The sequence below is a fragment of the Clavibacter sp. genome (assembly GCF_014802555.1).
Classification (GTDB): Bacteria; Actinomycetota; Actinomycetes; order Actinomycetales; family Microbacteriaceae; genus Clavibacter; species Clavibacter sepedonicus.
Window position 1 is genome coordinate 1 of record NZ_JAAVCB010000028.1, and the last position, 26535, is coordinate 26535.

The 26535-nt window shown below is 74.6% G+C and carries 24 protein-coding genes and 1 pseudogene; 22 read left to right on the forward strand and 3 right to left on the reverse strand.

All coding sequences use genetic code 11. From position 1 onward, the window contains the following. Window positions 1-103 (forward strand): annotated as a pseudogene (locus tag HDR73_RS03355) (IS481 family transposase); the annotation flags it as partial. A 144-nt stretch (window positions 104-247) separates the two neighbouring features. Here HDR73_RS03355 and HDR73_RS03360 read toward each other — a convergent pair. After that, window positions 248-808, reverse strand: a complete 561-nt coding sequence (locus HDR73_RS03360; protein WP_012298921.1) for an SOUL family heme-binding protein — start codon at window positions 806-808, stop codon at window positions 248-250. A 165-nt stretch (window positions 809-973) separates the two neighbouring features. Next, window positions 974-1438, reverse strand: a complete 465-nt coding sequence (locus tag HDR73_RS03365) for an aminoacyl-tRNA deacylase (protein ID WP_086935956.1) — start codon at window positions 1436-1438, stop codon at window positions 974-976. Between the two features lie 125 nt (window positions 1439-1563). On the opposite strand from HDR73_RS03365, the gene HDR73_RS03370 reads away from it, so the two are divergent. The 12 genes from HDR73_RS03370 (at window position 1564) to HDR73_RS03425 (ending at window position 15984) form a co-directional block, all read left to right on the forward strand. Next, a complete protein-coding gene (locus HDR73_RS03370; RefSeq protein ID WP_012298923.1) occupies window positions 1564-2289 on the forward strand; it encodes a DsbA family oxidoreductase in 726 nt (241 codons plus the stop codon). Then, the gene (locus HDR73_RS03375) at window positions 2286-2504 is read left to right on the forward strand and encodes a hypothetical protein (protein ID WP_012298924.1); all 219 of its coding nucleotides are present in this window, start codon (window positions 2286-2288) and stop codon (window positions 2502-2504) included. The genes HDR73_RS03370 and HDR73_RS03375 overlap by 4 nt, the downstream gene beginning before the upstream one ends. 92 nt (window positions 2505-2596) lie before the next feature. Continuing rightward, a complete protein-coding gene (dusB, locus tag HDR73_RS03380; RefSeq protein WP_012298925.1) occupies window positions 2597-3823 on the forward strand; it encodes a tRNA dihydrouridine synthase DusB in 1227 nt (408 codons plus the stop codon). A gap of 4 nt (window positions 3824-3827) precedes the next feature. Next, the gene (locus HDR73_RS03385; protein WP_012298926.1) at window positions 3828-5087 is read left to right on the forward strand and encodes a deoxyguanosinetriphosphate triphosphohydrolase; all 1260 of its coding nucleotides are present in this window, start codon (window positions 3828-3830) and stop codon (window positions 5085-5087) included. Between the two features lie 64 nt (window positions 5088-5151). Next, window positions 5152-7044 carry a DNA primase gene (gene dnaG, locus HDR73_RS03390; RefSeq protein WP_012298927.1) on the forward strand — a complete coding sequence of 631 codons (1893 nt, stop codon included), beginning with the start codon at window positions 5152-5154 and terminating at the stop codon, window positions 7042-7044. Window positions 7045-7242: 198 nt separating this feature from the next. Next, entirely contained in the window at window positions 7243-8898 is a 1656-nt protein-coding gene (locus HDR73_RS03395) for an ABC transporter substrate-binding protein (protein WP_012298928.1), read from the forward strand. A gap of 146 nt (window positions 8899-9044) precedes the next feature. Beyond that, window positions 9045-10139 carry an ABC transporter permease gene (locus tag HDR73_RS03400; protein WP_012298929.1) on the forward strand — a complete coding sequence of 365 codons (1095 nt, stop codon included), beginning with the start codon at window positions 9045-9047 and terminating at the stop codon, window positions 10137-10139. Window position 10140: 1 nt separating this feature from the next. After that, on the forward strand, window positions 10141-11115 hold the full coding sequence (locus HDR73_RS03405; protein ID WP_012298930.1) for an ABC transporter permease: 975 nt from the start codon (window positions 10141-10143) through the stop codon (window positions 11113-11115). Next, window positions 11112-12824, forward strand: coding sequence for a dipeptide ABC transporter ATP-binding protein (locus HDR73_RS03410; protein ID WP_012298931.1), 1713 nt, complete (start codon window positions 11112-11114; stop codon window positions 12822-12824). The genes HDR73_RS03405 and HDR73_RS03410 overlap by 4 nt, the downstream gene beginning before the upstream one ends. 113 nt (window positions 12825-12937) lie before the next feature. After that, a complete protein-coding gene (locus HDR73_RS03415) occupies window positions 12938-13873 on the forward strand; it encodes an ABC transporter ATP-binding protein (RefSeq protein WP_012298932.1) in 936 nt (311 codons plus the stop codon). 110 nt (window positions 13874-13983) lie between these two features. Beyond that, entirely contained in the window at window positions 13984-14889 is a 906-nt protein-coding gene (locus tag HDR73_RS03420) for a D-isomer specific 2-hydroxyacid dehydrogenase family protein (RefSeq protein WP_012298933.1), read from the forward strand. 63 nt (window positions 14890-14952) lie between these two features. Next, window positions 14953-15984: a lactonase family protein gene (locus tag HDR73_RS03425; protein WP_012298934.1), complete on the forward strand. Its 1032-nt coding sequence runs from the start codon at window positions 14953-14955 to the stop codon at window positions 15982-15984. Window positions 15985-16003: 19 nt separating this feature from the next. Here HDR73_RS03425 and HDR73_RS03430 read toward each other — a convergent pair whose 3' ends face one another. After that, the gene (locus tag HDR73_RS03430) at window positions 16004-16399 is read right to left on the reverse strand and encodes a hypothetical protein (RefSeq protein ID WP_041464522.1); all 396 of its coding nucleotides are present in this window, start codon (window positions 16397-16399) and stop codon (window positions 16004-16006) included. A 106-nt stretch (window positions 16400-16505) separates the two neighbouring features. On the opposite strand from HDR73_RS03430, the gene HDR73_RS03435 reads away from it, so the two are divergent. The 9 genes from HDR73_RS03435 to HDR73_RS03475 all read left to right on the forward strand — a co-directional run bounded on the left by HDR73_RS03435 (window position 16506) and on the right by HDR73_RS03475 (window position 26425). Then, entirely contained in the window at window positions 16506-16694 is a 189-nt protein-coding gene (locus HDR73_RS03435; protein WP_012298936.1) for a streptamidine-related RiPP repeat protein, read from the forward strand. 100 nt (window positions 16695-16794) lie between these two features. Then, window positions 16795-17745, forward strand: coding sequence for a hypothetical protein (locus HDR73_RS03440; RefSeq protein ID WP_012298937.1), 951 nt, complete (start codon window positions 16795-16797; stop codon window positions 17743-17745). Beyond that, window positions 17742-19361, forward strand: coding sequence for a CocE/NonD family hydrolase (locus tag HDR73_RS03445; protein WP_012298938.1), 1620 nt, complete (start codon window positions 17742-17744; stop codon window positions 19359-19361). Before HDR73_RS03440 ends, HDR73_RS03445 begins: the two co-directional genes overlap by 4 nt. After that, window positions 19358-20734 carry a YcaO-like family protein gene (locus HDR73_RS03450; RefSeq protein ID WP_012298939.1) on the forward strand — a complete coding sequence of 459 codons (1377 nt, stop codon included), beginning with the start codon at window positions 19358-19360 and terminating at the stop codon, window positions 20732-20734. The genes HDR73_RS03445 and HDR73_RS03450 overlap by 4 nt, the downstream gene beginning before the upstream one ends. 8 nt (window positions 20735-20742) lie before the next feature. Beyond that, entirely contained in the window at window positions 20743-22149 is a 1407-nt protein-coding gene (locus tag HDR73_RS03455; RefSeq protein ID WP_049791910.1) for a YcaO-like family protein, read from the forward strand. A 71-nt stretch (window positions 22150-22220) separates the two neighbouring features. After that, window positions 22221-23351 carry a FecCD family ABC transporter permease gene (locus HDR73_RS03460; protein ID WP_086935898.1) on the forward strand — a complete coding sequence of 377 codons (1131 nt, stop codon included), beginning with the start codon at window positions 22221-22223 and terminating at the stop codon, window positions 23349-23351. Continuing rightward, window positions 23348-24142 (forward strand): ABC transporter ATP-binding protein, encoded by a 795-nt coding sequence (locus HDR73_RS03465; RefSeq protein WP_012298942.1) that lies wholly within the window; start codon window positions 23348-23350, stop codon window positions 24140-24142. Before HDR73_RS03460 ends, HDR73_RS03465 begins: the two co-directional genes overlap by 4 nt. Further along, window positions 24139-25149 carry an ABC transporter substrate-binding protein gene (locus tag HDR73_RS03470; RefSeq protein ID WP_012298943.1) on the forward strand — a complete coding sequence of 337 codons (1011 nt, stop codon included), beginning with the start codon at window positions 24139-24141 and terminating at the stop codon, window positions 25147-25149. Before HDR73_RS03465 ends, HDR73_RS03470 begins: the two co-directional genes overlap by 4 nt. Continuing rightward, window positions 25142-26425, forward strand: a complete 1284-nt coding sequence (locus HDR73_RS03475; protein WP_012298944.1) for an MFS transporter — start codon at window positions 25142-25144, stop codon at window positions 26423-26425. Before HDR73_RS03470 ends, HDR73_RS03475 begins: the two co-directional genes overlap by 8 nt. The last annotated feature ends 110 nt before the right edge of the window (window positions 26426-26535 follow it).

Genomic DNA, 26535 nt, shown 5'->3' on the forward strand with positions numbered 1-26535 from the left:
CCGCGCCGACGCGCTTGACCCCTTCATCGAGCACTACAACACTGAACGAATCCACTCAAGCCACGGGCTCACGCCCGCGGCCCGAGTGTCACCAACGTCATGACCCAGTACAGCTAGGGCGCACCGGTGCGGAGAGCCACCGTCGTCCGGCCGCGAGGGGTGCCGGGTCGCGGCGGACGATGCCGCCCCGCGGGAGGTCACGTCGTGCGCGCCGTCCGGGTGATCGGACGGAGGGGACCGGAGGCGATCAGCCGGCGACGTCGATGAGGACCTCGTTGCGTCGCAGGAACCAGGGCTTGTAGGGCGGGTCGAACCGGGCGAAGCGGGGTGCGGAGAGGGTGGTGATCGACGCCTCGGCCAAGGCAGCGATGAGCTCCTCGCAGCGCTCGTCGTAGCGGGCCCGCGTCCAGCGGCCGGAGTAGGTCGTGGCCGCCACGAGCGCCTCGGGGACCGTCCGGAGGGAGACCTCGGGGCTCGTCGGCGCAGGAGCCGTCGCCTCGGTGAACGTCGACGGGAGGACGAACGCGACGACATGGCTCCCGGCGTCCTGCCCCGCCGTCTGGACGACGGGTGCTGCCATCGCGATCTCCTGCGAGACCGGGGCCTGGACGACCGGCGCCGTCATGGCCACCTTCCCGCCCGCGGCGTTCGCCCCGCTGATGTAGCCGAACAGGGCTCGGAACGCCGTGTTGCCGGCGGCGTCGAAGTCGGCGCGGACAGTGACCTCCGCGACGACGTGCTCGGGGTATCGGCGCACCTGGAAGGAGGACTCCTCACGCACCACGGTGTACGGCTGCTGCTCGGTCATGGTGGCACGCTACCCGGGCGGCCTCCCTGGGCCCAGGGCGCTGCGGTCTTCGGATTCTCAAGCGCGGACGATGCGCCCGGTGTCGACCGCTGAGTCGTGGTCGGCGCATCCGCTCGCGGTGCGACGCCGCGCGCCACGACACGTGCGGGCGCGGCACCACGCGGGTCAGAGGCGGCGGATCGTCAGCTCGTCGGTGATGTCGCCGACCGTCGCGCCGAGCGCGGCCACGAGGGCGTCGGCGTCCACGAGGGCGGAGACGCCGTGCTCGCCTGCGCCCATGCCGATGCGCCGGCCCGCGATCCGCTCGTCCGCGTAGACGGGCAGGTCGCCGTCGGCCCCGAGCGGCGTGATGGTGCCGCGCTCGTACCCCGTCGCCTCGAGCGCCACCTCGGGCGCCGGCATCGACAGCTTGTTGACGCCCACGAGCGCGCGCGGCTTCGACCAGCTGATCTGCCGGTCGCCCGGCACGAGCGCGATGAGCAGCGCGCCGTCGTGCCGCTTGACCACGAGCGACTTCACGAGGTGCGACGCCTCGATCCCGAGGCCGGCCGCGGCCTCCTCGAGCGACGAGGCGTCCGGGCGGTCCACGACCTCGACGTCGATGCCGAGGCGGGCGGCGTGATCGAGCACGCGCTGGCGGCCGCGGGGGGGGGGGCGGCGTCGTCGGATCCGGACGGGACGGGAGAGGGGGAGATGTCGGCCATGCTCGGGCAACGCCGCGGGAATGCCCCGCCTTCCCGACGCGTTGCCCACCCGTGACCGACTCCACCGCCCCCGCCCTGCCCGCCATCCGCGTCGACGTCTGGTCGGACATCGCGTGCCCGTGGTGCTACGTCGGCAAGCGCCGCTTCGAGCGCGGAGCGCGCGACTTCCAGGCCCGGACGCCCGACGCCCCGGAGATCGCGATCACCTACCGCTCGTTCGAGCTCGCCCCCGACACCCCGGTCGACTTCCAGGGCACCGAGGTCGACTTCCTCGCGGGACACAAGCGCATCCCGGCCGACCGCGTCGCGACGATGCTCGACGACATGACCCGGCTCGCCGCCGCCGAGGGCCTCGCCTACGACTACGACGCGCTGCAGCACACCAACACGGTCCTCGCGCACGAGCTGCTGCACCTGGCGCGCGTGCGCGGCGTGCAGCTCGAGATGGTGGAGCGGCTGCTGAAGGCGTACTTCACCGAGGGGCGTCACGTCGGCCGCGTGCCGGACCTCGTCGAGCTCGCGGTCGAGGTCGGCCTCGATGCCGACGAGGTGCGCGAGGCCCTGGAGTCGCACCGTCACCTCGACGACGTGCGCGCCGACCAGGCGCAGGCGCTCGCCTACGGGATCCAGGGCGTTCCCTTCTTCGTGATCGACGAGCGCTTCGGCATCTCCGGTGCGCAGGACCCGTCGGTGTTCACCTCCGCGCTCGGCGAGGCCTTGGCCGCGCGCGACGGCGACACGGTCCGCGTCGTCGCGGGCGAGGAGGCGACGCGATGAGCCCGTCACCCGCCACCGGCGCGCTGCCCGTCGCCGCGTCCCCCTTCACGATGCGCGGATCCGTCGACGCGGCCGTCTGCGAGGGCGACTCCTGCCTGGTGCCCGGCGCCTCCGCCGTCGACGCCCCGGCCGCTGATGACTCCTCCGCCGACGCGTCCGCCGCCGCCGACCTCGCGCGGGTCCGCGACGCGATCGACGCCGGTCTCGCCATCTGACCGTCCCTCCCCAGGCGCCCGCCGCCTGGTCCCCGCGGGCATCGCGCTCCGCGTCCGCCGCCCGCCGTCCCGTCTGGGAGAATCGAGCCGTCATGTCCTCTCCGACCCTCGCCCCCGTCCCCTCCGCGGCCGACGCGCCCGGCGCCCCCGCGCCCTCCGCCGAGCCCGCCCTGCGCATCGGCGGCATCCCGCTCGACATGCCCGTGGTGCTCGCGCCCATGGCCGGCATCACCAACACCGCGTTCCGGCGCCTCTGCCGCGAGTTCGGCGCCGGCCTCTACGTCAGCGAGATGATCACGAGCCGCGCCCTCGTCGAGCGCACGCCCGAGTCCATGCGGCTCATCACGCACCACCCGTCGGAGAAGGTGCGCTCCATCCAGCTCTACGGGGTGGATCCGAAGACCGTGCGCGAGGCCGTCACCATGCTCGTCGCGGAGGACCGCGCCGACCACATCGACCTCAACTTCGGCTGCCCGGTCGCCAAGGTCACGCGCAAGGGCGGGGGAGCGGCCCTGCCGTGGAAGCTCGGGCTCTTCACCGACATCGTCGAGGGCGCCGTGAAGGCGGCGGGCAACATCCCCCTCACCGTGAAGATGCGCAAGGGCATCGACGCCGACCACCTCACCTACCTCGAGGCCGGGCGCGCCGCCGAGGGCGCGGGCGTCGCCTCCATCGCGCTGCACGCGCGCACGGCCGCGGACTACTACAGCGGCCACGCCGACTGGTCGGCCATCGCGAAGCTCAAGCAGGCCATCCGGAACGTCCCCGTCCTCGGCAACGGCGACATCTGGGCCGCGGAGGACGCCATCCGCATGATGGACGAGACCGGCGCGGACGGCGTGGTCGTCGGCCGCGGCTGCCTCGGCCGCCCGTGGCTCTTCGGCGACCTCGCCGCCGCGTTCCACGCTCGCGCCGCCGGCCTCGATCCTGCGGACACGCCCCGCGCCCACCCTTCGCAGGGCCAGGTCGCCGACACCTTCCGCCGCCACGTCGAGCTCCTCACCGAGTTCTTCGAGAGCGAGGAGCGGGGCTGCCGCGACGCACGCAAGCACGTGGCCTGGTACTTCAAGGGCTATCCGGTCGGCGGGGACCTGCGGGCAGCGCTCGCCTCCGCGTCCTCGCTCGCGGAGATCGACGGCCTGCTCGCCACGCTCGACCGCGACCAGCCGTACCCGGGTGCGGGCGCCGAGGGCGCGCGCGGCCGCCAGGGCAGCATGAAGCGCACGGCGCTGCCCGACCGGTGGCTCGAGAGCCGCGACATCGACGCGCAGGATGCGATGGAGATCGCGGACGGGGAGATCCACAACAGTGGCGGCTGAGGGCATGACGACGAGGTCCACGTACAGCGAGACCGACGCCGAGCGCTGGTACCCGGAGCAGCACTCGTCCCGTCGCAGCGACTTCGCGCGCGACCGCGCCCGCCTCCTGCACTCCAGCGCGCTCCGGCGCCTGGCCGCGAAGACCCAGGTGCTGAGCCCCATGGCCGGCCTCGACTTCGCGCGCAACCGCCTCACCCACTCCCTCGAGGTGGCGCAGGTGGGCCGCGAGCTCGCCTCGAGCCTCGACCTCGATCCCGACGTGGTCGACACCGCGTGCCTCGCCCACGACATCGGGCACCCGCCGTTCGGCCACAACGGCGAGCGGGCGCTCAACGACTGGGCGTCCGACATCGGCGGCTTCGAGGGCAACGCGCAGACGCTGCGCCTGCTCACGCGGCTCGAGCCCAAGGTCATCGGGCCGGAGGCCCGGCCCTACGGCCTCAACCTCACGCGCGCGAGCCTCGACGCGAGCTGCAAGTACCCGTGGCCGAGCTCGCAGTCGGTGCCCGACCCCTCGGGCCGCGGCAAGTTCGGCTTCTACGACGACGACGTGGCCGCGTTCGAGTGGCTGCGCGAGGGCGCGCCCGCCGGCCGCAAGTGCATCGAGGCCGAGGTCATGGACCTCAGCGACGACATCGCCTACTCGGTGCACGACTTCGAGGACGCCATCGTCGGCGGCTACGTCGACGTGCGCGCGCTCGGCGCCCGGGTCGACCACGAGGAGCTCGTCGACTCGATGGTCGCGTGGATCGGCGGCGCGCACTCGCACGAGGAGCTCATCCAGGCCTTCGACCGCCTCGACTCCCTCGACGTCTGGGTGGACGAGTACGACGGCGGCCGCGGCGCGCAGGCCGCGCTGAAGGACCTCACGAGCCAGCTCATCGGCCGGTTCGCGGGTGCCGCCACGCAGCTCACGCGCGCCACGCACACCGACCGCAGCCTCATCCGCTTCGGCGCGCACGTGGTGGTGCCCCGGGCGATCCAGGCGGAGATCGCCGTGCTGAAGGGCATCGTGGCCGCGTTCGTGATGTCGAAGAACACGCGCCAGCCCATCTACGCCCGCCAGCGCGAGGTGCTCGCGGGCCTCGCCGACGCGTTGCACGCGCGCGGCGCCGACGAGCTCGACCCCGGCTTCGCGGGCGACTGGCGCGAGGCCGCGGACGACGGGGCGCGCAAGCGCGTCATCGTCGACCAGGTCGCCAGCCTCACCGACCAGTCGGCCATCTCCTGGTACGAGCGCCTGTGCGCCCGGCCCGTCTTCTGATGCCGGCTCGGCTGATGCCCGCAGGGCCGCGGCTCGCCGCGGACGCCGGTCGTAGGATGAGCCGATGGCCCTGATCCGCAAGAACGACATCGACGAGGTCCGCTCCCGGGTCAACCTGGGCGACGTGGTGGGGGAGTACGTCACCCTCAAGTCCGCCGGCGTCGGATCGCTCAAGGGCCTCTGCCCCTTCCACGACGAGCGCACCCCGAGCTTCCACGTGCGGCCGCAGGTCGGCTTCTACCACTGCTTCGGCTGCGGCGAGGGCGGCGACGTCTACACGTTCCTGCAGCACATGGACCACGTGACCTTCGCCGAGGCCGTGGAGCGCATGGCGCAGCGCATCGGCTACCAGCTCCATTACGAGGACGGACAGGCGGCCACGGACCAGGGCAACCGGTCGCGCCTGCTCGGCGCGAACGAGGCGGCCGCGGAGTTCTTCGTGGAGCAGCTCGGATCCGAGGAGGCGGAGATCGGCCGCACCTTCCTCGGGGAGCGCGGCTTCGACCAGGGCGCCGCGCAGCGCTTCGGCGTCGGCTTTGCCCCGCAGAGCTGGGACGCGCTCTCCTCGCACCTCAAGGCCAAGGGCTACGCGGAGGCCGAGCTCGTGACCGCCGGTCTCCTCAGCCAGGGCGACCGCGGCGCGTACGACCGGTTCCGCGGTCGGCTGGTCTGGCCCATCCGCGACCTCACGGGCGCCACCGTCGGTTTCGGCGCGCGGCGCCTCCGCGAGGACGACAAGGGCCCCAAGTACCTCAACACCCCCGAGACGCCCGTCTACCACAAAAGCTCCGTGCTCTACGGGCTCGACCTCGCCAAGCGCGACGTGAGCCGCGGCCGGCAGGTCGTGGTGGTCGAGGGCTACACCGACGTCATGGCGTGCCACCTAGCGGGGATCACCACGGCGGTCGCCACGTGCGGCACGTCGTTCGGCGTCGACCACATCAAGGTGCTCCGCCGCGTGCTCGGCGACGACAGTGGCCTCGGCGAGGTCGTCTTCACCTTCGACCCCGACGCCGCAGGCCAGAAGGCCGCCATGCGCGCGTTCTCGGAGGAGCGGCGCTTCGCCGCGCAGACGTATGTCGCGGTCGGGCCCGAGGGCCTGGATCCGTGCGACCTCCGCCTCACGCGCGGCGACGACGCCGTACGCCGGATGATCCAGGGCAAGAAGCCCATGTTCGAGTTCGCGATCAAGCAGATCCTCGCCGACCACGACCTCGAGACCGTCGAGGGCCGGGTCGCCGCGCTCCGGGCAGCCGCGCCCGTGGTCGCCGACATCCGCGACCCGTCGCTCCGCCCGGGCTATGCGCGCGAGCTCGCCGGGTGGCTCGGCATGGACCTCACCGAGGTCGGCCGCGCCGTCCAGACCGCGGGCCGCAGCATGCCCGCCGACGGCGCCGACCGGTCGGGCGGCGCGCCGCAGGGCCGTCACGCGCAGGGCGGGCACGGCCCGGACGACGACGGCGCAGGCGACGCGTCCCGCTCCATGTCGCTCATGGACCTGCCGACCGACCTCGCGACCCGCCTCGAGCGCGACGCCCTCATGGCGATGCTGCAGCACCCCGAGCTCGTGGGGAACGACCTCGTCATGCGCGCCGCGCAGGTGACCTTCGTCAACGAGAGCCTCGCGGTCGTCCGCGACGGCGTCATCGGGAGCATGGACGCCCTCGGCGGCGCCGACTGGCTCTCGCGCGTGGCCCTCGAGGTGCCGGAGTCGTTCGCGACGCTCGTCAAGCAGCTCGGCGTCGCACCGCTGCCGAACCGCGGCGACGCCGACAAGCTGGCCGTCTACGTGAAGGGCGTCACGGCCGAGCTCGTCGGGCGCGACCTGCTGCGGCGCAAGGCCGACCTCATCGGCCGGCTGCAGCGCACGGACGCGACGCACGAGCGCGAGCGGTACCAGGAGATCCAGCGCGAGCTCATGCAGGTCGAGGCCGAACGCCGCGCGCTCCGCGAATAGGCGCGATCCGTCCGCGTGGACCGCGTCCCACGACGGATCCCGTCGCGCGGGCCATGTTGCATTCGTGTGAAGAAGCGTCTCCGCGCGTCCCCGGGGTCGGGGCTGCTGTTTCCCGTGTGTTAGAAATCATGCACAGCACAGCGTCCGTGTCTCACCCGTCGCGGGCGCGATCCCCTTCATGAAAGAGGCACTCGGAACATGACGTCCGCATTCTCCCGGCGCTCACGCGTCCTGCTCGCCACGGCCGGGTTCTCCGCCGCGGCCCTCGTCCTCGCCGGCTGCTCCGGCGGATCCGGCGACCCGCTCGCCGAGGACGGCGCCTCAGGCGGCGGTTCCATCGTCGTCGGCACGACCGACAAGGTCCTCTCGCTCGACCCCGCCGGCTCCTACGACAACGGCTCGTTCGCGGTGCAGAACCAGGTCTACCCCTTCCTGTTCAACAGCCCGTACGGCAGCCCGGACGTCGAGCCCGACCTCGCCGTCTCCGGCGAGTACACCTCGCCGAACGAGTTCACGGTCGAGCTGAAGCCCGACCTGAAGTTCGCGAACGGCCACGCGCTCACCGCGAGCGACGTCAAGTACACGTTCGACCGCATCGCGACCATCGCGGCCAACGGCGCCGACAACGGCAACGGCCCGTCGTCGCTGCTCGCGAACGTCGAGTCCGTCGCCGCGCCGGACGACACCACCGTCGTCTTCACGCTGAAGACCGCGAACGACCAGACGTTCGAGCAGGTGCTCTCCAGCCCCGCCGGCCCCATCGTCGACGAGGAGGTTTTCCCGGCCGACAAGCTCGCCGACCCGGCCGACATCGTCGCGGCGAACGCCTTCGCGGGCCAGTACGTCATCACCGACTTCCAGCTCAACCAGCTCGTCGCGTACGCGCCCAACGCCGACTACCAGGGCGTCCTGCCGAAGCCCGCGAACGGCGGCGTGACCGCGCGCTACTACGCGGACGAGACCACGATGAAGCTCGCCGTGCAGAACGGCGAGATCGACGTCGTGGGCCGCTCGCTCGGCGCGACCGACATCGCGGACCTCAAGAAGGACGACTCCGTCCAGGTCATCGACGGCCCCGGCGGCGAGATCCGCTACATCACGTTCAACCTGAACACGCAGCCCTTCGGCAAGACGACGGGCGAGGCCGACGAGGCCAAGGCCCTCGCCGTGCGCACGGCCGCGGCCGACCTCGTCGACCGCGAGGAGCTGTCGACCCAGGTCTACAACGGCACCTACACGCCGCTCTACTCCTACGTGGCCGACGGCCTCTCCGGCGCCAACGAGGCGCTCAAGGGCGTCTACGGCGACGGGAACGGCGGGCCGGACGCGGACAAGGCCGCGAAGGCCCTGTCCGATGCGGGCGTGCAGACGCCCGTCGCGCTGCAGCTCCAGTTCAACCCGGACCACTACGGCGCAGGATCGGACGACGAGTACGCGCTCATCAAGCAGCAGCTCGAGGCGACCGGCCTGTTCCAGGTCAACCTGCAGTCCACGATCTGGGACCAGTACAGCAAGGCCCGCGTCAACGACGAGTACCCGGCGTACCAGCTCGGCTGGTTCCCCGACTGCTCGGACGCGGACAACTACCTGACGCCGTTCTTCTCCCCGCAGTCCTTCGTGAAGAACCACTACGACAACCCCACCGTGACGGACCTCATCACGCAGCAGCTGTCGGAGGCGGACTCCACGAAGCGCGCCGAGCTCATCGGCCAGATCCAGGACGACGTCGCCGCCGACCTGCCGACCCTGCCCCTGCTCCAGGGCTCGCAGGTCGCGGTGGCCGGCAAGGACGTGAAGGGCGTGACGCTCGACGCCTCCTTCAAGTTCCGCTACGCACCGATCACCAAGGGCTAGCCGGCCCGACGGAGGCCGTCTCCTAGGCTGAAGGCCTCCTCGGATGGGGCGTCCCGCTGCGGCGGGACGCCCCATCCCCATGCCGCCCCGTGTGGCATCCCGACCCGGCGCACCACCCGCACGACGACCCGAAAGGCACCACTTCCGTGACCGTCATCCCGGACGCGATCCCCGCGTCCGCGCCCCCCGGGGCGCAGCAGCCCAAGGCCCGGAAGCAGGGGATCGGGCTCGGCCAGTACATCCTCATCCGCGCCGTGCTCATCATCCCGACCGTGTTCATCCTCGTGACGCTGGTGTTCTTCCTCATGCGCATCGTGGGCGACCCGATCTCCGCCGCCGTGGGCGACCGCCTCACGCCCGAGCAGCTGCAGGAGCGCCTCGCGACCGCCGGGTTCGACCGGCCGATCATCGTGCAGTACCTCGAGTACCTCGGCCAGATCGCGACGGGGAACTTCGGCCGCTCGCTCACCGACAACCGGCTCATCAGCGAGGTGCTGCTGCAGTACGGCTCGGCCACGCTCGAGCTCGTCATCTACTCGCTGATCGTGGCTTTCCTCATCGGCATCCCGCTCGGCCTCGTGGCCGCCTACTACAAGGACCGCACGCCCGACGCCGTGCTGCGGATCCTCGCGATCCTCGCCTACGCCACGCCCGTCTTCTTCGCGGGCCTGCTCCTCAAGCTCGTGTTCTCGGTCTGGCTCGGGATCCTCCCGCTGTCCGGCCGTGCGGACACGCGCGTCGAGGTGGCCCTCGGCCGGCTGGAGAACCCGACCGGCATCTACCTGATCGACGCGCTCCGCCTCGGCAGCCCCACCGCCGTCAGCGACGTGCTCGAGCACGCGGTGCTGCCGGCGCTCGCGCTGGGGCTCCTCACCGCGGGCATCTTCCTGCGGCTCGTGCGCACCAACGTCATCTCGACGCTCGGCACCGAGTACGTGGACGCGGCGCGCTCGCGCGGCGTCGGCGAGTTCCGGCTCACGACCCGGCACGCGCTGAAGCCCGCCCTCATCCCGATCATCACGGTCGTGGGCCTGCAGATCGCCGTCATGCTCGGCGGCGCGGTGCTCACGGAGACCACGTTCGAGTGGCGGGGCCTCGGCTTTCAGCTCGCGCAGTACCTCGCGGCGCGCGACTTCGTCGCCGTGCAGGGGATCGTGGCGCTGCTGGCCGTGATCGTGGCCGTGACCAACTTCATCGTCGACGTCGTCGCGGCGCTCATCGATCCGCGAGTGAGGTACTGACATGACCGCCACCACCACGTCCCCCGCCCCCGCCCCGGCACGCCGCACCCTGTTCCAGCGCCTCCCGCTCGTCTCGCACGTGCGGCAGAGCGTGGGCCTCCAGCGCGGCATGCTCGTCGCCGGCATGGTCATCACGGGGATCTTCATCCTGCTCGCGGCGCTCGCGCCCGTCATCGCGCCGTTCGGCTTCGCGCAGGGCCGCGACGACAGCGGGTCGTTCCCGCGCCAGTCCGCGCCCGACGGCACGCACATCTGGGGAACCACGGTCGGCGGATACGACGTGTTCTCGCGCGTCGTCTGGGGCACGCAGACCGCGCTGTCCGTCGTCGTGATCGCCGTGATCCTCTCGCTGTTCGTCGGAGTGCTGCTCGGCGTGGTCTCCGGCTACCTCGGCGGCTGGCTCGACCGGATCCTCGTGGTCATCGCCGACGCCATCTACCCGTTCCCGACGCTGCTGCTCGCCATCGTGGTCAGCATCGTGCTGAACGGCGGCCAGTCGAGCCTGTGGGGCGGCATCCTGTCCGCGGCCGTGAGCATCACGGTCGTCTACATCCCGCAGTACTTCCGGGTCATCCGCGCCGAGGTCGTGCGGCTGAAGGCGGAGGCGTTCGTCGAGAGCGCCAAGGTCATCGGCACGTCGACGCCGCGGATCATGTTCGTGCACGTGCTGCGGAACTCCACCCGCACGCTGCCGCTGATCCTCACGCTCAACGCCTCCGAGGCGATCCTCACGCTCGCGGGCCTGGGCTTCCTCGGCTTCGGCATCTCGCCGACGTCGGCCGCCGAGTGGGGCTACGACCTCAACCGCGCGCTCGCGGACACCGCGAGCGGCGTCTGGTGGACGGGCGTCTTCCCCGGCGTCGCCATCGTGCTGCTGGTCCTCGGGCTCACGCTCGTCGGCGAGAGCGTGAACGACATCTCCGACCCCAAGCTGCGCGCCCGCAAGCGCGCCGACACGAAGAAGGTGGCCGCATGAGCGACGTCGTCTCCATCCGCGACCTCGGCGTCACCTTCGCGACCGACGGCGGCGACGTCCGCGCGGTCGACGGGGTGTCCCTGACCGTGTCGCCCGGCGAGATCCTCGCCATCGTGGGGGAGTCGGGGTCGGGCAAGTCCGTCACCGCCCGCACGATCCTCGGCCTCCTGCCGGACACGGCCGTCACCGACGGGGCCGTGCTCCTCAGCGACCGGAAGGGCGCGGGCGCGGTCGACGTGCTGTCCATCTCCGCCGACCAGCTGCGCCAGGCGCGCGGCCGCGACGTGGCGATGGTGTTCCAGGAGCCGTCGACGGCGCTGAACCCCGTGCACACGGTGGGCTGGCAGATCGTCGAGGGCCTGCGCGCCCACGGCCGCGTCTCGAAGAAGGAGGGCCGCGCGAAGGCGATCGACATCCTCCGCCGCGTCGGCATCCCGGATCCCGAGACCCGGGTCGACCACTACCCGCACCAGTTCTCGGGCGGGCAGAAGCAGCGCGTGGTCATCGCGATGGCGCTCGTCCTGGATCCCGGCCTCATCGTCGCCGACGAGCCCACCACCGCTCTCGACGTGACCGTGCAGGCGGAGATCCTCGACCTGCTGCGCCGCTGCCGCGACGAGTTCGGAGCGGCCGTCATCCTCATCACGCACAACATGGGCGTCGTGGCCGACCTCGCCGACCGCGTGGCCGTCATGTACCGCTCGCGGCTCGTGGAGCAGGCCGACGTCGCCACGCTCTTCGCGTCGCCGAAGGAGGAGTACACCAGGAACCTCCTGGCGTCCGTCCCGAAGCTCGGCGAGGGCGTCGCCGCGACGGTGGAGCGCGCCGCGGTGCGCACCCGCGCGCGGGCGGCGTCGGCCACCGAGGCGGCCCCCGTGGTCGTCGCGAAGGGGCTCGAGATCGAGTACCCGGGGCGCCTGGGGAGCCCGGCGTTCCGCGCCGTCAAGGGCGTGGACCTGCGCATCGAGGCCGGCGAGGTCCTCGGGCTCGTGGGGGAGTCGGGCTCGGGCAAGACCACCATCGGCCGCGCCATCGCGGGCCTGACCAACGTGACCGGCGGATCCCTCCGGGTCCTCGGCACCGAGATGCTCGGCGTGCGGGAGCGCGACTTCCGCACGCAGCGCGCCGACATCGGGTTCGTGTTCCAGGATCCGGCGACGAGCTTCAACCCGCGCCTCACCATCGCCGAGTGCGTGGCCGAGCCGCTCATCGTGCACGGACGCGCGAGGTCCCCGCAGGCCGCGCGCGCCCGCGTCGACGAGCTGATGGAAGCGGTGCAGCTGCCGAAGGCCTTCGGCGACCGCTACCCGCACGAGCTCTCCGGCGGTCAGCGCCAGCGCGCGAGCCTCGCCCGCGCCCTCGCGCTCGAGCCGAGCCTGCTGGTGGCCGACGAGCCCACGAGCGCGCTCGACGTGTCGGTGCAGGCGCGCGTGCTGGAGCTCTTCGCCGAACTGCAGCGCGAGCTCGGGTTCGCGGCGCTCTTCATCAGCCACGACCTGGCCGTGGTCGACCTGCTCGCCGACCGGATCGCCGTGCTCTACCGCGGTGAGCTGGTGGAGGAGGGGACGGGCGCCGAGGTGCTGGGGAACCCGCAGCACCCGTACACGCAGCGCCTCCTCGCGTCGCTGCCCGTCCCGGATCCCGCGGAGCAGGCCGAGCGCCGCGCCCGGCTGCACGCGCTGCGGGCCGCCGAGCGGACCGCCGGCTGACGGGCTCCGAGCGGGGCCCGGCCCACCCCGGGCATGATGGGTCGGAACCCGCACCCGTCGTGCGGCCGGTCACGCCGGCCCACCGCACGACCACGCCGAGGACGGAGCAGCGCATGACGCACACCCCCCGAGACGCCGACGCGGACGGCGGATCCGCCGAGCCCGTGCTCGACGCCCGCGACCTGCGGCTGGCGTACCCCGCCCGCCGCGGGGCGGAGACGCCGCCGGCCGTCGACGGGATCACGCTGCGGATCATGCCGGGCGAGGTGCTCGGCGTGGTGGGCGCGAGCGGATCCGGGAAGTCGTCGCTCGCGCGCGTGCTCGCGGGTCTCGTCCCGTCGGGCGACGAGGGGGCAGCCGTGCCGCGGATCACGGGCGGCGACGCCTCCGTGCTCGGCCAGGGCCTCCGCCGCATGGGCCGCCGGGCGCGCACGCGCACCACGTACGGCATCGGCTACGTGCCGCAGGACGCGGGTACCACGCTGCACCCGCAGCTGACGGCGAGCGAGGCCATCGCCGAGCCGATCTTCTCCCGCGACCGCCGCTTCGACAGCCAGGTCGCCGCGCGCCGCGTCGTGACCCTGCTCGCGGCGCTCGACCTGCCGCCCGGCACGCAGGACCGCTACCCGCACGAGCTCTCCAGCGGCCAGCGCCAGCGCGTCGCCCTCGCCCGCGCGCTCGTGCTCGGCCCGCGCCTCCTCATCGCCGACGAGCCGACCTCGGGCGTCGACGTCATGAGCCGCGTCGCCGTCCTCGACCTGCTGCGCGACCTCCAGTCCCGAGGCGGCTTCTCCGCCCTCATCGTCAGCCACGACCTCGCCGTCGTCGAGCGCCTCACCGACCGCCTCGCCGTGCTGCACCGCGGCACGCTGGTGGGCTACGGCGCGATCGACGACGTGCTCGCGGATCCCACGCACCCGTACGTGCAGGGCCTCGCCGAGTCGCGCATGGCCGCCGAGCCCGCGCCCGACGGAGCCGGCCCCGACGTCGTGCTGCGATCCCCCGAACCGCCCGCCCGCGTCCCGCATCCCCGGAGGCCCCGCACATGACCGACACCACCGCATCCGCATCCGCCCCGCGCCGCGTCCACCGCGCGGTCGACGGCGCCACCCCGCACCGCCTCACGGGCGACGCGCGTCCGGCGCCCGGCCCCATCGCGATGCTGCCGCGCACCGAGGACGCATACCTCGAGGCCGTCCGTGCGGCCGGCGGCGAGGTGGCCGACCTCTCCGAGGAGACCCGCGGCATCGTCTGGCTGTCCATCACCCGCGCCGCCGAGCTCACGGACACGCTCGCCGCGAACCCGCAGGTCCAGTGGGTGCAGCTGCCGTTCGCGGGCGTCGACGCCTTCGCCGACACCCTCCGCGCGTGCGACCGGCCCGACCTCGTCTGGACGAGCGCCAAGGGCGCCTACTCCGAGCCGGTCGCCGAGCACGCGCTCGCGCTGACCCTCGCGACCCTGCGCCAGCTGCCGGAGCGCGCCCGGGCGACGTCCTGGGGATCCTCCGCCGGCCTCTCGCTCTACCGTGCGGAGGTGGTGGTGGTCGGCGCCGGCGGCATCGCGCTGGAGTACATCCGGCTGCTCGCCCCGTTCGACTGCACGGTCACGGTCGTGCGCCGCAGCGGCGACCCCGTCGAGGGCGCGGATCGCACCATCACGGCCGACCGGCTCGACGAGGTGCTCGCGAGCGCCGACGTCGTCATGCTCGCCGCGGCCAGCACCGACGACACCGCCGGGCTCATCGGCGCCGCGCAGCTCGCGGCGATGAAGGACACGGCGGTCCTCGTCAACATCGCCCGCGGCGCGCTCGTCGACCCCGACGCGCTCGTCGACGCGCTCCGCTCGGGCGCGATCCACGGCGCGGGCCTCGACGTCACGTCGCCCGAGCCGCTGCCCGACGGCCACCCGCTGTTCTCCGAGCAGCGGTGCATCGTCACGCCGCACACCGCCGACACCCCGGACATGGTCCGGCCGCTGCTGGCCGAGCGGATCCGCCTCAACACGGAAGGCTTCCTCCGCACGGGCGACTTCGTCGGCATCGTGGAGCCGTCCTCGGGCTACTGACGCCGGCGTGCCCGCTGCCCGCCCGCCCGCGCCGCGTCGGACGCGACCCGTAGGGTGAGGACCATGATGACGCCCGAGGAAGCCGCCGTGCCCGAGGTCTCGATGTGGGCGGGCGGCTACACCGCCGACGCCGGCGGATCGGGCGTCGGCATCACGGCTCTCGCGGTCGACCCCATAACGGGCGACCTCGCGGTCGTCGGCACCGCCGTGGAGACGCCGTCGCCCTCGTTCCTCCTCGCGCACGGGGACATGGTCTACGCGGTGGGGGAGGCAGCCGACCGCGTGGAGGCGTTCCGCCACGGTCCCGTGGGATCGCTGCAGTGGGCGGGCGGGCAGCCGAGCGGCGGATCCGGCCCCTGCCACCTGCACGTGGTCAACGGCGTGCTCCTCACCGCGCACTACGGCGACGGCACCGTCGCCGTCCACCCGCTCTCGGGCGACGGCACCCTCGGCGAGGCGACGCAGCTCCTGACGGCCGAGGGATCCGGCCCCCGCCCGCAGCAGGACGGCCCGCACGCGCACGCCACGCTCCACGTCGGCGGCGGCATCGTCCTCAGCGCCGACCTCGGCACCGACACGGTGCACGTCCACGCCCTCCACGACGGCCGCCTCGACCGGATCGGCGCCGTCGCCCTCCCCGCGGGCACGGGGCCCCGGCACATGGCCCTCCTGTCGTCGGGCCGCGTTCTCCTCGTCGGCGAGCTCGACGGCACCCTGCACGCGCTCGAGGGCCAGGGCGCGACCTGGCGCGTCGCCTGGTCCACCGTGTGCGCGTCCGAGACCGATGCCCGCGACTCCGCCGCCGAGGTGCAGGTGTCCGCCGACGAGCGGCTCGCCTACGTCGGCCTCCGCGGCTCCGACCGGATCGCGGTGGTCGGCATCGCCGTCGACGGCGCGCTCACGCCGGTCGCCGCGTTCGACTGCGGCGGCGCGACGCCGCGCCACCACGCGATCGTCGACGACCGGCTGCACGTCGCGAACCAGGGATCCGGCACGGTCGCGTCCTTCCGGCTCGACCCGGCGACGGGGCTCCCCACCGCGGCACCCGCCGTGATCGCCGTCCCGACCCCGACCTACCTGCTGCCCATCGGCTAGCGGCGCGGCGTCGCGCGGGTCAGCGCAGCAGTAGGGAAGCGGCGGCCCGGATCTCCTCCTCGACACCGAGCCCGCGCCAGCCCGCGGAGGTGAACGCGCGGCCGCCGACCCCGTTGCGGTCCATCAGGGCGAAGCCGACCGCGCGGATCCCGGAGTACGCGATGAGGACGGGACGCGCGGGATCCGACACGAGCGCCACGACGCGGCCGCGCCGGGACTCCAGGAGCGGCAGCGTGCCGTCGGCCGGATCACCGGGTCGCGCGGCGAGGGCGTCGTCGACGGGGTCGACGTCGTGGGACGCGGCCTCGTCCGGATCGCCGGTCACGGTCGCGCGCTCCCGGTGGTCCTCCTCGAGCAGGGCCCACAGCCGGTCCGCGTCGTGGGGCCGCGCCTGCACGACCTGGAACATCCCCATGGGCCGACGCTACCTGTGGACAGCGGATCCGGCGGAGATCCGGGTGGCCCTATCGTCTCCCCCGTATTGAGAATGGTTCTCGATACTAGAGAGAGAGGATGACGACATGAATGACGTCTCCATCACCAGGATCGCCGGCGACGACGTGCTGAGCGCGCCGCAGGGCCCGGGCACGAACGCCCTCGTCCACAACCCCTTCGCCGTCGAGGCCATCGCCGGCGACGACGTGCTCAGCGCACCGCAGGGCCCGGGCACGAACGCCCTCGTCCACAACCCCTTCGCTCTCCAGCACTAGGAGAGGGAAGCCGACCGGCGCGCACCCGCGCGCCGGCCGGGACGACGTCCGCCCGCATCCGCCGCCCGGCCCGCGCCGCCGCCACCGAACGTGAGACCGCATGCTCCACCTCGCCCCGCACCACCGCCTCTACCGCGTCGCCGTCGACGAGTGGCGGCACGTGACCCCCGCCCTGGAGTTCCACCGTGTCAGCGGCCCCGACGCGCTCGTCGCCGAGGTCGTCGCGCGCCTCGCCGCGGGCGGGGTGACGGATCCGGACGACCCGGCGGCCGGGGAGGACGCGGGCGCGCCCCTCGTCCGCCTGCTGCGGGATCGGGGCGCCCTCATCGCGCGCCGGGCCGACCGCCCGCGGCCGCTCCCTGGCACGGGCATGGTCGCCGTCCAGGGCACCGGCCCGGTCGCCGACGCCCTGCACGCCCTGCTCGGCGAGAGCTCGGTGGCCCTCGCGCCGGACGACGACGTCCCCGCGACCGCGTCCGCCCTCGTCTCCGTCGCACCCGAGCAGCCCGACGCCGCCTGGACAACCCTCGGCGGGGAGCTCGCGCGCACCGGGCTGCCCTGGCACCGCGTGCACCAGGAGGGCGAGCTGCTCGTCGTCGGGCCGCTGCAGGCCCCGGGCGGCGAAGGGGCCGTCACCTACGCCGACTACCGCGGACGTCGGCGCGCCGCGCATCGCGTGGTCGAGGAGCTCGACCGGCTCTGGCGCGAGGCCGACGCGCGTGCCGCCGCCGGGATCGCGCCGCCGGACGCCTGGCACGGGGTCGGCACGGGCGCCGCCGCCGCCGCCGCGGGCATCGTCATCCACGAGCTGGCGGAGCACCTGTCCCGCACGACCGGCGGCCGACGCGAGGAGGCGCACGCGGGCGGGGAGGAGCACGCGACCGGGCCCGCGATCCGGTACGAGCACACGGTGGTGGTCGCGTCCGGCCTCGTCGAGCGCCACCCCGTGCTGCCGCTGCCCGTCGACCTCGCGGGCCCGCCCGCCTCCGCTGCCTCCCCGACATCCGCTCCGCTCGGAGCCGCCCACCCGACCGCCCCGGGCGAGCGGTGACCGGCCACGACCGGTTCGGCGTCCCGCTGCGCGCATCCGACGGCGCCGTGCTCGTGCACGACGCCCACGTGCCGCACACCGCCGGACCCGGGGCGCGCGTGCCCTGCGTCGTCACGCGCACCCCGTACGGCCGCTCCCGCCACCTCGCCGAGGGCCGTGGCTGGCGCGAGCGCGGCTGGGCCTTCGTCGTGCAGGACGTCCGCGGCCGCCACGACTCCGACGGCACCTGGGCGCCGTACCGCGGCGAGCGCGCCGACGGAGCCGCCCTCGTGGACTGGGTCACCGCGCAGCCCTGGAGCGACGGCCGCGTCATCGCGCACGGCGGCTCGTACTCCGGCTACACCGCGTGGGCCATGGCGGTCGAGCGCCCGTCGGCCGTCCGCGCGGTCGTGTCCCTCGGCCCGTCGATGTCGCTCGCCCGCACCAAGTTCGGCGGCGGCGGGATCCTCCGGCTCGCGGAGCACGCGTCCTGGTGGCTGGAACGCGGCGACTCCCGCACGAGCCGCGACGGCCTGGCGGCGCTCGTCTTCCGCGAGCGGCCGGGGCTCCTCCGGCACCTGCCCGTCGTCGACCTGCCCCGCGAGATGGGCGCGCACCTGCCGTCGTGGGCCGGGATCGTGGATGACGGGGCCGGTGCACGCACGGGGGAGGAGATCACCCGGGCCGAGCTCGCCGCCCTGACCGCCGCGACCCTGCACGTGGGCGGCTGGCACGACCTGCTGCTCCCGGAGACGCTCGAGCACCACGGCGTCGCCGGATCCGACGTGCCCGGCACGCCGTCGCACCTCCTCGTCGGCCCCTGGGAGCACGACCTCGTGGGCAGCGGGTCCGGGCGCGTGGGCGACCTCGACCACGGCGACGACGCCGTCATCCCGTGGGGCCGCATGCTCGTGGACTGGATCCGCGACGCCCTCGACGGCACCCTCGCGGCCCGGCGCGCCCGCGTGCACGTGCGCGGATCCGGCTGGGAGGACCACGACGCCTGGCCGCCGCCGCACACGCCGACCCGCGTGGCATGGACGACGGGCGGCGCGCTCGCGTTCGTGCACGACCCGCGGGACCCGCGGCCGTCGCGGCACCCGGGCGTCGACCGCCGCGCCCTCGCGTCGCGTCCCGACGCGGTGCGCGCCGTGACCCGGCCGCTCGACGCGCCGCTGCGACTCACCGGGGACGTCGCCGTCGAGCTGACGAGCGGATCCGACGCGCCCGGCACCGACTGGATCGCGCGGCTGCTCGCCCGCGACCGCGACGGCGCGGAGCAGGAGCTCGCGGTGGGGGAGGCGACCGTCGCCGGTCCGCACGAGGGGGTGCGGATCGGGATCCCGCTGGGTCCCGTCGCGGCCCTCCTGCCCGCAGGCACCGTCCTCGTGCTGGAGCTCGCCGGAGCGGACGCGCCGCGCCTCGCCCGGAACCTCGGCGGGCCGCCCGGGGAGCGGTGCACGTCCACGACGCAGTCGCCCGTGCGGCAGCGGGTCATCCTCGGCGCCGCGTCCCCGCTCACGCTGGTGCTGCCGATCGCGGCGGGCACGGCCCCGACCCCGGACGGCGGGCGGGCGGGCGGCGAGCCGGCCGACGCCGTGGGCCCCGCGGACCCGACGAGCGGATCCGCATCGTGAGCGTCGCGGACCTCGTCGACGCGCGGACCGGCCTCATCACCTCGCTCGCGCGGCAGCCGGTCGACCCGCGCCTGCCCTTCGCCTGGGTCGGGCACGGCGCCACCGTCTCCCGCGCGGACCGCTTCGCGCCGTGGCGGGCCGACGGCTTCGGCTTCGGCGCCTCCGCGGGCGACCCGGTGCCCGCACGGCTCGCCGCGTGCGGGGAGGCCGTCGAGCGCTACTGCGGCAACGCCGTCCCCGAGCGGCTCGTCCGGGGATCGCACGCGTCGCTCACGGCCGGCGGGGCACGCGCGGTGGATCCCGAGGAGCTCGCCCTCTACTCGCCCGCGCAGCACGCGGCACCCGGCTTCCCCTTCCAGCCGTCCACGCGGCACGACGAGGTGCTCTGGGCCCACGGCGTCGACCTCCACGACGGCGGCCCCGTCCTCGTGCCCGCCTCCCTCGCCTGGCTCGACTTCGTGCACGGCTCCCGCGCCCGGGAGGTGCCGCGCCACTCGCTCGCCTACTCCGGGATCGCCGCGGGATCCGACCGCCGCATGGCCGTGCGGAACGCGGTCGAGGAGCTGTGGGAGCGCGACGCCTCCGTCATCTGGTGGGCGAGCGGAGCCTCCACGCGCGCGCTCGACGACGGCGGCAGGATCACGGGCGCGCTCGGCTGGCCCGACGACCCGACGACACCGGCCGTCCGCGTGCGCCTGCTCGAGGTGCCGTCGGAGTCGCCCGCGCCCGTCGTCGCCGCGTTCCTCGAGGAGGAGCACGACGACGGATCCCGCATGGTCGCGTTCGGCAGCGCCTGCCGCAGCACGCCGGAGCACGCGGCGACCAAGGCGCTCGTGGAGGCGCTCGGCCTCCTGCAGCTCACCCGGCAGCTCGTCGACCCGACGAGCGAGGTGTGGCGCGCCGTGCGCGCCGGCGGCATCGAGGAGCACGTGTTCCTGCCGTACCGCGCCGACCGGCGCTACCTCGACGACGCGGGCCCCGACTACGCGCGCCTCACCGACCTGCCGCCCGTGGCGCAGCTGCACCTCGACCCGCGGATGAACGGCGCGCACCTCGACCGGCTGCGGCCCACCGCATCCGCGCCCCTCGAGTCCCTCCGGCGGATCGACGCGGCCGACCCGCTCGACGCGCACCTGGAGGCGCTCGCCCGGCTGGGGCTCCGCGCCGTGTCCGTCGACCTGACCACGCCCGACGTCCGGCTCGCCGGGCTCGAGGTCGTACGGGTGGTCGTGCCCGGGCTCGTCGGGAACGGGCCGCCCGCCTACCCGCTGCGGGGATCCGACCGCTACCTCGACGTGCCACGGCGCCTCGGGTTCGACCGGATCCCGGCGAGCGCCGACGACCTCGTCCCCGACCCGATCCCCCTGGCATGAGAGGCCCGATGGACCCCGCACCCGCACCCGCATCCGCACGCCCGACCGACCTCAGGCCCGCCGGTCTCGCGCCGGCCCACCTCGCGCCGACCGACCTCAGGCCCGCCGACCTCGCGCCGGCCGACCTCGTGGACGCGCGCACCGGCGTCGTCCGCCGCATCGAGCCCCGCGCGACGCCCGCGCACTTCCCGCCCGCGTTCCAGCTCGCGCACGCCGTGCTCGCCGACTCCACGGCGTTCTGCCCGTGGGCGTCCGACGCGTCAGGCGCCGGCCACTCCTTCGCGGATCCGGACGCCGTGCTCGGCGCCGCCGTCGGGGAAGCGGTCGAGCGGTACTGCGGCAACCTCGTGCCCGCCGGGCTCGTGCGGTCGTCGGCCCGGCGGCTCCGCGCCGCCGGTCGGCCCGTGCTGGGTCCGACCGCGCTCGCCCTGTACTCCGCCGCGCAGCACGCGAGCGGCCTCCTGCCGGTCGCGGTGCTGGACGACGACGCCGTCGTGGACTGGACGGAGGCCGAGCGGCTGGGCACGGGGGAGCGCCTGCTCGTCCCCGCATCGCTGGTCTGGGTCGCGCACGCGCTCCTCGTGCCGCCCGCGATGCACCCCATCATGCAGGCCGGGCTCGCGACCGGACGCACCGCCGACGAGGCGCTGTGGGGCGGCCTCGGCGAGGTGATCGAGCGCGACGCGATGACGCGCGCGTGGACGGACGGCGACGGCCTCGTCGAGCTCGAGGTGCCGCGCGCCCTGCACGACCTCGCGCGCGGACCCGCCGACGCGCTCTCCTGCCGCTGGTTCCTGTTCCCGCACGCGTCCGGGCTGCCGATCGTGGGGGCGCTCCTCGCCGACGCCCGCACCGGCTACCTCACGCTGGGCATGGCGAGCGGCGGCCTCCCGAGGCGCGCCGCCCGCAAGGCCCTCGGGGAGGCCCTCCAGCTGCAGCTCTTCCAGGCCGACCTCGACGATCCCGCCGGCCCCTACATGGCCGCCGCGCGCGACCCGCGCAGCCCGCTGAAGCCCTGGCGCGCGGACCGCGCCTACCGCCGCTCGTACCGGCCCGACCTCGCCGACGTCGTCGACTACGGCTGCCACCTGCAGCTGCACCTGGACCCCGGCGTCCAGCGGGCGTTCCACGAGGAGCTGGAGCGGTCGATCACCAACCGCCTGCCGCTCGACGACGTCAGTGGCCGGTGGGACGGCCCGCACCGGCTGGGCGAGCTGGTCGAGGAGCTGCGGGCGCAGGGACGGGAGGTGCTCGCGGTCGACGTGACGCTGCCGGAGATCCGTCGCGCCGGCCTGCACGTGACGCGCGTGATCGTCCCCGGGCTCCGCTCGAACGCGCCCCACGCGCTGCCGTTCCTCGGCGGGCCGGATCCCGCGCCGCCGCGACCTGCGCGGCCGGTCCCGCTCCCGCACTGAGCCCGCAGGCGACGCGCGCCGACCACGCCCGCACGACCATCCCCACCCGACGATCCCCACCCGAGAGCCGCATGGAACCGACCACAGCCCCCGCCCGTGGACCCGCCGCCACGGCCACCGCGCCACCCGCCGCCGCGATCCCCACCCCGCCCGCTCCCCGCCGCGCCCGCGCCGTGCGCCGCGTGCTCGTCCCCGCCCTCGTCATCGCGGCCCCGCTCGTGCTGGCGGTCGCGATGGGGATCGGGTCGGTGTCGGTGTCGCCCCTGCACGTCGCGCAGGTGGTGCTGCACCACGCCGTCGGCGCGGACGTCGGCGCAGGGATCGACCCCATCGACGACCAGATCGTGTGGGAGTACCGGGCGCCGCGCGTGCTGCTCGCCCTCGTCACGGGCGCGGCGCTCGCCCTCGCCGGCACCGTGCTGCAGACCCTCATCCGGAACCCGCTCGCGGATCCCTTCGTGCTCGGCATCGCGTCGGGCGCGTCGCTCGGGGCGGTGGCGACGCTCGTCGTCGGCGCGTCGGCGGCCGGGTTCCTCGCGACCCTCGGGGTCACCGGCGCGGCGTTCGCGGGCGCCATCGGCACCCTCGCGCTCGTGCTGGCGCTCGGGCGGCGGGGCGGCCGCGTGGATCCGGCGCGCCTGGTGCTCGTCGGCGTCTCGATCTCGTCGCTCCTGCAGGCGCTCACCAGCTGGCTGCAGCTGCAGGCGTCCCCCGACCAGATCGCCGGCGTGCTGTTCTGGCTCCTCGGCAGCGTCTCGGGCGCCACCTGGTCGTCGCTCGCGCTGCCCGCCGCGGCGCTCGCGATCGGGCTCGTCGGTCTCCTCGCCGGCGGGCGCACCCTCGACGCGCTCCTCCTCGGCGACGACCGCGCGGCGTCGCTCGGCGTCGACCTCTCCCGGTCCCGCACGATCCTCTTCGCCGTCTCCGCGCTGCTCACGGCCGCCGCCGTGTCGGTGGTGGGCGGCGTCGGCTTCGTCGGGCTCATCGCCCCGCACCTCGTCCGCCTCGTCGTGGGACCCGCGCACCGGCGCCTCCTGCCGCTCGCCGCGCTCGTCGGCGGCCTGTTCCTCGTCCTCGCCGACCTCGCGGGGCGCACGCTCACCGCGCCGCGGGAGCTGCCGCTCTCGATCGTCACCGCGCTCGTCGGCGTCCCCGTCTTCCTGGCGGTCCTGCTCCGCGCCGACGGAGGGCGGACCCGATGAGGCTCTCGATCGAGGACGTGGCCGTGCGGATCGGCCGCGCGACCCCCGTGACGTCCGCGACGCTCGAGGCGGGCGACGGCGAGCTGGTCGGGCTCGTCGGGCCGAACGGCAGCGGCAAGTCCACGCTCCTCAAAGCCCTGTACCGGGCCCTGCCCGTCGCCCACGGCACGGTCCTCCTCGGCGACCGCGACCTCCGCGGCATGCGGCCGCGCGACTCCGCCCGCATCCTCGCCGCGCTCACGCAGGACCACGGGGACGACGGCGCGCTCGACGTCCGCGCCGTCGTCGCCACCGGCCTCACGCCGCACAAGGGCGCGCTCGACCGCGACACCGACGACGACCGCGCGCTCGACGACGCCTGCCTCGCGCGGACGGGGGCGACGGCCCTCGCCGACCGGGCCGTCCGCTCCCTGTCGGGCGGCGAGCGCCAGCGCGTGATGCTCGCGGCGGCCCTCGCGCAGCGTCCGCGCATCCTCGTGCTCGACGAACCCACGAACCACCTCGACGTCGCGACGCAGCTGGAGCTGCTCGACCTCGTGCGCGGCCTCGGCGTGACGGTGGTCGTCGCCCTGCACGACCTCAACCTCGCGGCGGCGTACTGCGACCGGATCCACGTCGTGCACCACGGCCGCATCGTCGCGGGCGGCACACCCGACGAGGTGCTCCGGCCGGGGATCCTCCGCGACGTCTTCGGCGTCGACGTGCACCTCGGCGAGCACCCCGTCACCGGCCGCCGCCACCTGTTCTTCAGCACGCCCACCACGACCCCCACCCAGGACGGACGACCATGACCCCCCGCACCCGCGCGCACCACCGCACGACGACCCGGATCCTCGCCCTCGCCGCCGGCGCCACCGCCGCCGCCCTCCTGCTCGCGGGCTGCACGGCCGCCCCCGCCGACGGCGACGCCACGCCGGCAGCCGCCCCGGCGGCAGGGCCTGTCTCCGTCGACTCGTGCGACCGCACGCTCGCGTTCCCCGCCGGACCGCAGCGCATCGTGTCGCTGTGGCCCGCCGTCACCGAGATGCTGCTCGAGCTCGGCGCGGGCGACCGGATCGTCGGCCAGGCGTTCACCGACCAGTCGCCGCCGCTCGACCGCTACCGGGACGCGTACGACCGGGTGCCCGTCCTCGCGACGGGCGCCGTCGACCGCGAGACCCTGCTGGCTGCGCACCCCGACCTCATCGTCGCCGACGGCGAGTACCACTTCGACGGCACCGAGCTGCCCACCATCGACGACCTGGCCGCGCTCGGGATCCGCGTCTACGTCATCAGCTCCTTCTGCCACGGCCAGGTCACCACCGGGCACGTCGACGACGCCGCCACCGACCTGCAGTCGCTCGGCACGCTGCTCGGCGCAGGGGAGGCGGCCGACCGCGCCGTCGCCGACGAGCGGTCGCAGCTCGCCGCGGTGGACGCGCGCGTGCAGGGCCGGGACCCGGTCGACCTCGCCGTGCTGCAGGTCTTCGACGGATCCGTGTACGCCGACGCCCGCGGCCTCTACAGCGACGTGGTCACGCGCGCCGGCGGCCGGAACATGTACGAGAACGCCCTCCCCGCCGACCAGTACTACGCGGAGGTCAGCGTCGAGGACGTCGCCAAGCGGGATCCCGCCACGATCGTCTACCTCTACTCGACGGATGCCGAGCGCGACAGCGTGCGCGCCGACCTCCAGGCGAGGCTGCCGGGCGTGCGGGCCGTGCGCGACGGACGGCTGCTGGCGCTGCCGTCCACCGACTTCATCGGCTCCCGCGCGGTCGACGGGGTCGTGGCCCTGGACGCGCTGCTCCATGGCTGACGCGGCGGCGGCTGACGGGGCGCAGGCGGCCGGCAGCCCGCGCGCGTTCGACCTCTACGTCGTCTCGCGCTGCGTCTCCTGGGCGGGCAACGCGCTCACGGCGGTCGCGCTCCCCGTGCTCGTCTACTCGACCACGGGCGACCCCGCGCTGCTCGGGCTCGTCGCGATGATGGAGGCGCTCCCGTACCTCGTGCTCGCCCTGCCGGTGGGCGCGCTCGTGGACGGCTGGGACGCCCGGCGGACGATGCTCGTCACCACGTGGCTGAGCGCCGCGGCGACCGCGTCCGTCCCGCTCGCGGCGCTGGCCGGCACACCGCATCCGGCCCTCCTCGTGGGCGTCGCGGCGGCCGTCTCCTCGCTGTTCGTCTTCTTCGACGCCGCCAGCTTCTCCGCCGTGCCCGCCCTCGTCGGCCGCGACCGGGTGGGCGCCGCCACCACGCGCATGACGACCGCCTACACGGTCATCGGCATCGCCGGGCCCCTCGCGGGGGCCCCAGCGGTCGCAGGGCTGGGGGCGCCCGCCGTCCTGGCGCTCGACGCGGCGAGCTACGCGGCCGCGGCCGTGCTCATGACGCGCGTGACCTGGACCCCGCCCGCCCGCGCGGCAGCCACGACCCGGCGCCGCATCGGCCGCGAGATCCTGGAGGGGCTGCAGCACATCCGCCGGGCACCGCTCGTCCGCGACCTCACGCTCGTGGGCGCCGGCAGCAGCCTGACCGGGGGAGCGGTGACGGGCACGCTCGTCGTGATGATCGCCCGCGGGCTCGACGAGCGGGCCGACGGACCGGCGCTCGGGATCCTCGCCGCCGCCGCCGCCTGCGGCACCCTCGTGGCCTCGCGCGCGCTCGATCCGATCCAGCGGCGGCTCGGCGTCGGCGCCATCGCGATCGGGGCCCTCGCCCTGCAGGTCGCCCTGACGGCGGCATGGTCCGCGGTCGCGTCCCTGGTCGTCGCGGTGCTCGTGCTCGCGGCCTGGCAGGCGGCGACGTCGACCGTGGCGCTCTCCGGGATCGTCGTCCGCCAGACCGTCACGCCCGCGCACCTCCAGGGCCGCGTCAACACGACGGCGCGCATGATCGCGTGGGGCGGGCAGCCGATCGGCGCGGGCCTCGGCGGCGTGCTCGCCGCCTCCGTGGGGATCCGCGCGGCGGTCCTCCTCACCGGCCTCGGCGCCGTCGCGAGCCTCGCGGGTGCCGCGGCGTCCAGCCTCCGTCGAGCCCCTCGCCTGGCCGACCTGCCGGTGCCCGACGCCCGGGACGCGCCCGTCGCGCGCTAGGTGTACTCGGCCGTGACGTTGGTGACACTTCGGGGCGTGTGAAGAGGCCTCCTGGCTTGATGGAGCTGTTCAGTTCAACCATCGCCAGGAGGCCTCGATGTCCCACGGTA

Bases quoted from the DNA above. Each gene is read 5' to 3' on its own strand.
- HDR73_RS03360 (WP_012298921.1), bottom strand. From the start codon at position 808: ATGACCGAGCAGCAGCCGTACACCGTGGTGCGTGAGGAGTCCTCCTTC.
- HDR73_RS03375 (WP_012298924.1), top strand. From the start codon at position 2,286: ATGAGCCCGTCACCCGCCACCGGCGCGCTGCCCGTCGCCGCGTCCCCC.
- dusB (WP_012298925.1), top strand. From the start codon at position 2,597: ATGTCCTCTCCGACCCTCGCCCCCGTCCCCTCCGCGGCCGACGCGCCC.
- HDR73_RS03385 (WP_012298926.1), top strand. From the start codon at position 3,828: ATGACGACGAGGTCCACGTACAGCGAGACCGACGCCGAGCGCTGGTAC.
- dnaG (WP_012298927.1), top strand. From the start codon at position 5,152: ATGGCCCTGATCCGCAAGAACGACATCGACGAGGTCCGCTCCCGGGTC.
- HDR73_RS03395 (WP_012298928.1), top strand. From the start codon at position 7,243: ATGACGTCCGCATTCTCCCGGCGCTCACGCGTCCTGCTCGCCACGGCC.
- HDR73_RS03405 (WP_012298930.1), top strand. From the start codon at position 10,141: ATGACCGCCACCACCACGTCCCCCGCCCCCGCCCCGGCACGCCGCACC.
- HDR73_RS03410 (WP_012298931.1), top strand. From the start codon at position 11,112: ATGAGCGACGTCGTCTCCATCCGCGACCTCGGCGTCACCTTCGCGACC.
- HDR73_RS03415 (WP_012298932.1), top strand. From the start codon at position 12,938: ATGACGCACACCCCCCGAGACGCCGACGCGGACGGCGGATCCGCCGAG.
- HDR73_RS03420 (WP_012298933.1), top strand. From the start codon at position 13,984: ATGCTGCCGCGCACCGAGGACGCATACCTCGAGGCCGTCCGTGCGGCC.
- HDR73_RS03425 (WP_012298934.1), top strand. From the start codon at position 14,953: ATGATGACGCCCGAGGAAGCCGCCGTGCCCGAGGTCTCGATGTGGGCG.
- HDR73_RS03430 (WP_041464522.1), bottom strand. From the start codon at position 16,399: ATGGGGATGTTCCAGGTCGTGCAGGCGCGGCCCCACGACGCGGACCGG.
- HDR73_RS03435 (WP_012298936.1), top strand. From the start codon at position 16,506: ATGAATGACGTCTCCATCACCAGGATCGCCGGCGACGACGTGCTGAGC.
- HDR73_RS03440 (WP_012298937.1), top strand. From the start codon at position 16,795: ATGCTCCACCTCGCCCCGCACCACCGCCTCTACCGCGTCGCCGTCGAC.
- HDR73_RS03455 (WP_049791910.1), top strand. From the start codon at position 20,743: ATGGACCCCGCACCCGCACCCGCATCCGCACGCCCGACCGACCTCAGG.
- HDR73_RS03460 (WP_086935898.1), top strand. From the start codon at position 22,221: ATGGAACCGACCACAGCCCCCGCCCGTGGACCCGCCGCCACGGCCACC.
- HDR73_RS03465 (WP_012298942.1), top strand. From the start codon at position 23,348: ATGAGGCTCTCGATCGAGGACGTGGCCGTGCGGATCGGCCGCGCGACC.
- HDR73_RS03470 (WP_012298943.1), top strand. From the start codon at position 24,139: ATGACCCCCCGCACCCGCGCGCACCACCGCACGACGACCCGGATCCTC.
- HDR73_RS03475 (WP_012298944.1), top strand. From the start codon at position 25,142: ATGGCTGACGCGGCGGCGGCTGACGGGGCGCAGGCGGCCGGCAGCCCG.